1 protein-coding gene is annotated in these 615 nt (G+C 65.0%); it reads right to left on the bottom strand.

The window, feature by feature from the left end; translation table 11 throughout:
* On the bottom strand, positions 1 to 615 hold a 615-nt coding region (locus EN893_RS36890), incomplete at both ends, for an FAD-dependent oxidoreductase (protein ID WP_164901542.1).

Genomic DNA, 615 nt, shown 5'->3' with positions numbered 1-615 from the left:
GATATATTTGCCCGCATGGCGAAATGCGTCCGGCCCTATGTAGAGTTGGCTACTGCCTCCCGATGCGAGCGTATACCCGCCATCCTGCCTGCGTCGGAAAGCGATGCGTTCATCCGCGGCGGCACCGGCGTGGATTTCCGCCATCGGTGCTGTCGCGGCGACGGTCGCCCTGACGCTGAGCTGCGGAATCGAGATGCCATGGGCGCGCAGGAAGAGCGACGTCCACGCGCCGCTGGCGACGAGGACGCTCGAGGTCGCGATGAGCCCTTTCTCGGTCCAGACGCCACTGGTGCGACCCCCGGAGATGTCGAGCATACGTGCCGCGCAATTCTCGATGATCGTCACGCCTTCGCGGGCCGCCAGGCGCGCAAGCGCGGGCACGGCGACCCAAGGTTCGGCGCGCATGTCCGACGGGGTGATCATTGCGCCTTTGAACGGTAGCGCCATGGCCGGGATCAGGCTTGCCAACTCACCTTGGTCGAGGAGACGCGTGTCGACGCCATGAGCCTGGGCGATCGTCAGGAATTTCGCGAAACCGGCCATCTCCTTGTCCGTCCGCGCAAGATAGGTGACGCCCGTCTGCTTCAGTCCTATGTCCTCGCCACACTCCTGCGC

It is taken from the genome of Mesorhizobium sp. M7A.F.Ca.CA.004.04.2.1, from assembly GCF_004022825.1.
Taxonomy (GTDB): Bacteria; Pseudomonadota; Alphaproteobacteria; order Rhizobiales; family Rhizobiaceae; genus Mesorhizobium.
This window is presented reverse-complemented; position numbering and strand designations above follow the sequence as displayed.